General features: G+C 76.5%; 3 protein-coding genes. 2 read left to right on the top strand and 1 reads right to left on the bottom strand.

All coding sequences use genetic code 11. The features are described 5' to 3' along the window. Positions 1 to 378: HAD family hydrolase (locus tag GTW08_RS06880; RefSeq protein WP_161151596.1), on the top strand; the 378-nt coding region annotated here is incomplete at its 5' end. A gap of 10 nt (positions 379 to 388) precedes the next feature. Here GTW08_RS06880 and GTW08_RS06875 read toward each other — a convergent pair. Next, the gene (locus GTW08_RS06875; protein ID WP_073575017.1) at positions 389 to 676 is read right to left on the bottom strand and encodes a YrhK family protein; all 288 of its coding nucleotides are present in this window, start codon (positions 674 to 676) and stop codon (positions 389 to 391) included. Positions 677 to 794: 118 nt separating this feature from the next. On the opposite strand from GTW08_RS06875, the gene GTW08_RS06870 reads away from it, so the two are divergent. After that, positions 795 to 1,524, top strand: a 730-nt coding sequence (locus tag GTW08_RS06870) for an APC family permease (protein WP_237453610.1), incomplete at its 3' end; no start/stop codon positions are given.

Raw genomic sequence — 1,524 nt, 5'->3', positions numbered from 1 at the left:
GCGGGGATCGCGGTGGTGCTGACCACCGGATTCGACCGGCAGGTCACCGACCCGCTGCTGGCCGCGCTCCCCGGGCGCTTCACCGGGCAGCTCGACGCCGTGGTCTGTGCCGAGGAGGTCGCGGCCGGACGGCCCGACCCGGCGATGATCCGGCGCGCGATGGCGCTGACCGGGGTCGCCGACCCGGCGGCCGTGCTGACAGCGGGGGACACCGTGCTCGACGTCGAGGCCGGCCGCAACGCCCGGGCCGGGCGGGTCGTCGCGGTGCTCACCGGGGCGCAGGGTCGCGCCGAGCTCCGCGCGGCGGGGCCGACCGACGTCGTCGACGGGGTCGCGGTGCTCCCCGGTCTGCTCGGGGACACCCGGCGGGCGGGCTGAGCGGGACGGGTCAGAAGTCGTGGCCCGCCTCCGGCGGCGCCCCGGTGATCCGCCGCAGGTGCACCCGGCGCGCGAGCCGGATCAGCGGGCGGATCATCAGCTCGATCGAGCCGACGAGGAACAGCCAGGTCCCCGCGTAGGTGGTGGCCTCGTGGAAGAACAGCACGCTGCCGATCACGAACCACAGCGCGACCAGGATGTCGTTGACGATGCTGAGCACCTCGTACCGCTGCCGGACGACGAGCTCCTCGCGCCCGATGGTGAACGTCAGCGGCCGGTCGTGTGCGGTCCGTCCCATGAGCCGCCGGGTACCCCGCCGACCGGCCGGTCGCACGTCGGGGAAGGGTGAGCACGTGCACACGACCCCGCAGCGCCGGCTCGGTACCGGTGACGCCGTCGTCCTCGGTGTCGGCTCCATGCTCGGTGCGGGGGTGTTCGCGGTGTTCGGGCCCGCCGCGGCGATCGCCGGGACCGCGCTGCTCCCGGCACTGCTGGTGGCCGGGGCGATCGCGACGGCGAACGCGATGTCCTCGGCCTGGCTCGCCGCCCGGTACCCGGAGTCCGGGGGCGCCTACGTGTACGGGCGCCGCAGGCTGGGGGAGACGTGGGGGTTCCTCGCCGGGTGGGCGTTCGTCACCGGCAAGGCCGCCTCGTGCGCCGCGATGGCCCTGACGCTGGGCTCCTACGCGTGGCCGGAACACGCCCGCGCGGTCGCGGCGGCGGCCGTCGTCGCGATGGTGGCGGTCAACCTGCGCGGCATCACCCGCACCGCGCTCGTCACCCGGCTGCTGGTCGTGTGCACCGTCGCCGTGCTGGCGGCGGTGGTCGTCGCCGCGTTCTCCCGGCCGGCCGTCGTCTCCCCGTTCGACGGGTGGGCCGGCGCCGGTCCGCTCGCGGTGCTGCAGGCGGCCGGGCTGCTGTTCTTCGCCTTCGCCGGGTACGCCCGCATCGCCACCCTCGGGGAGGAGGTGCGCGACCCCGCCCGCACCATCCCGCGGGCGATCCCGCTCGCGCTCGGCCTGGTGCTGGTGGTCTACGCCGTCGTCGCGGTCGCGGCGCTGCGGGCCGCCGGTCCGGACGCACTGGCGGCCTCCGCTGCGCCGCTGGCCACCGCGGCCGGGGACCCGACGGCGCCGCTCGTCCGGG

The organism is Pseudonocardia sp. SID8383 (assembly GCF_009864975.1).
GTDB classification, from domain to species: domain Bacteria; phylum Actinomycetota; class Actinomycetes; order Mycobacteriales; family Pseudonocardiaceae; genus Pseudonocardia; species Pseudonocardia alni.
The sequence above is the reverse complement of the archived record's forward strand: the minus strand, read 5'-3'. Positions and strand labels throughout refer to the sequence as shown.